This window comes from Methanobrevibacter sp. UBA188 (genome assembly GCF_905234905.1).
Taxonomy (GTDB): domain Archaea; phylum Methanobacteriota; class Methanobacteria; order Methanobacteriales; family Methanobacteriaceae; genus Methanocatella.
In genome coordinates, this window is the sequence record NZ_CAJOJM010000090.1 from 1 (window position 1) to 2,839 (window position 2,839).

At 31.7% G+C, this 2,839-nt stretch carries 1 protein-coding gene; it reads right to left on the reverse strand.

From position 1 onward, the window contains the following. Positions 1-2,819: AMP-binding protein (locus QZ143_RS09630; RefSeq protein ID WP_292883675.1), on the reverse strand; the 2,819-nt coding region annotated here is incomplete at its 3' end. Positions 2,820-2,839: the final 20 nt, after the last annotated feature.

The window sequence follows — 2,839 nt, forward strand, 5'->3', positions numbered from 1 at the left end:
ATATTTAAAGAAACGTCTGTTGATTCATCTTCAGTAATTATGTAGTCTGCTTGACTGTTTTCATAAATGTATTGAATTCTTTCAACAGGGTATTCTAAATCCAATGGTACGAATGTGCATCCTGCTTTTAAAATACCTATAATTGTTGCAATTAATGCACTGTCTCTTTTAAGCATTCCCAATATATTGCTTTTTGGTTTTACTCCTTTTTTGATTAGTGCGTTTGCGATTCTGTTTGCTTTTTCGTTTAGTTCTTTGTATGTTAGTGTTGCATCTGTTGCAACGAGTGCTATTTCGTCCGGTTTTGTTTCCACTTGTTTTTCGAAACGTTTGTGTATGAATGGTGTTTCTACAGGTATGAATTCAGGTAGTGGCCTTTCGGTTTCCAATTCAATATCTTTAATCATGAATTCTTCAATATTGCTTCCCATAATTTGTTTTAAAGTAATCAGGATGGAATTTACAAATGTTTCAATATATTCCTTGGAGTATAATTGATCATTGTATTGTAAGAAGAATTCGACATTGTCTTTAGTTTCATTTACATCAAAAACAATTTTATAATTGGTTTCAACGGTATTTACATATTCAACTTCGTAAGTTTTATTGTTAATTTCTATTTTTTCAGAATCTAAGTTGTGATATGCATAGAAAAATTCCGGTTTTAATTTAAATTCCTCAGCAATATTTGCATATGGATAATCACTATAATTAATAGTATCTTTCCAAATATCTGAAACCTGCTTTAAGAATTCTTTAACAGTTTGATTTCTGTTTTCATTGATTGATACTATTGGTAGTGTTTTTACTAAAAATGCTTGAGTATTGTAGTAATTAGGGTTTGCCCTACCGTTGAAAATTGTTGTTAATAAAGTTTTATCACTGAATGTGTATTTGTTTAAAGTCAATATTGTACTTGCCATGACCAATACATTAGGACTTATTTTAGTATTGGAACAGAATTCACTAATTTCGTTAGGATCAATGTTTTTGGATACTGGTTTTAAAATTCCTTTTTCTTGGTCTCCATTTAAGTCAGGTGTTAAGATTGTTGAATCCACTTCATGACTTAATTGGTCTTGGAAGTATTTTTTAGATAATTCGTAATGTTCGCTTTTTTCATTTTCTTTTTCAATAATGCTGTTAAGATATCCGTCAATAGTTTCTTTTTCAAGTTCTTTTCCATCATAAGCATTAGCGATATTGTTAAATAAATTATCAAGAGATTCCCCATCAGTAATTATGTGGTGAACATCTGAGAACAATATTGTTTGTGAAGGAGTTTTATATATTTTGAACCTGAACAATTGATTATCTTCCAATTCAAATGTTTTCACATTTTCTTTTTCAATTTCTTCATCAGTAATGGAATCCACTTCAACAATAGGAATGTCTTCAATTGCAATTGAATCATCACGTTTTTGCATTAGTTCTCCATCATGTGTGACAAGTCTGGTTTTAAGATATGGATATGCTTCAATTGTAGTTATTATAGCTTCTTTTAATTTTTCAGCATCAACTGAATTGTCGAATTTGATTGTAGCTGGAAGATTGTATTGTGCTTCTTCAGTACTCTGGATACATTCGTAGTAAACTCCCAATTGATTTGAAGTTAACGGATAATAAATTGTATCTTTTGCTGATTCGATTAATGCATCTAAATCTATTCCATCCTCTTCGATGTTGTCAATTTGTTTTGCAATATTTTTAATTGTCGGATCATTTAACAGTTCAATAATGTTTAAGTTAGCATGCAACTCTTCATAGATGATTGCATTTAACTTCATCAATGTTAATGAAGTAAATCCGACAGCGTATAAATCATCGGTAGTACCAAATTCTTCAGTTTCTGTAAGTTTTGAAGCAATGCTCATTAATATTTCTTCAGTTTCAGTTTCAGGAAGTGTTAATGATAATTTTAATTCTGGTTCCGGCAATTGTTTAATGTCAGTTTTTCCATTTGGTGTTTGTGGCATTTCATCCAATTGCATAAATACTGTTGGAACCATGTATCTGGTCAATCTTTCTTTCAAGTGTTCTTTTAAATCTTCAGTATCAATTTCCTCTTCAGCAGTGAAGTATGCACAAAGATGGTCGTTATTATTGATTTCTTTAATAACAACGGCATTTTGTTTTATTTTTGGATATTTTCCGATGTTGGATTCGATTTCTCCGATTTCTATTCTTAGTCCTCTGAGTTTGATTTGGTTATCGATTCTTCCTTTTATGTCGATTTCACCGTTAGGTGTTTCAATTGCATAGTCCCCACTTCTGTAGTATGGGAGGTCATTAATGGTTAGGAATACTTCTTTTGTTTTATCATCTAAGTTGTAATATCCTTTTCCAACACCTGGACCTCCAATGTATAGTTCTCCCATTACTCCTTGTGGTAGTAGTTTGCCGTCAATGTCTCTTACATCAGTAATATAATTTTTTACTGGAGGGCCTACGGTCAAATCATTAACATCAGTCACGATTTTGTTGTTTGAGGTAATTGTAGTTTCGGTTGGTCCGTAACTGTTGTATACAATTGCATCACTGTGTTTTATAAGTTCTGTGTAGGTGGATGCTGAAAATTGTTCTCCACCAATGAATATGCATTCTATGCACTTGATTGCTTTACAAAATGAATCAACTTCAAGGTATGCAGCCAATCTTGATGGAGTCACATCCATTACTTGTGGTTTATACTTGTTGATTAATTTAACTAGTTCCGGTGTACTTTTAATTTCAATATCATTAGCGAATATTAATTCAAGACCGCCTGTAAGGCTTGTTAGAATATCTTCCAGCGCTACATCGAAGGAAATTGTGGTCATACTTAAAAGCCTGTCATAAT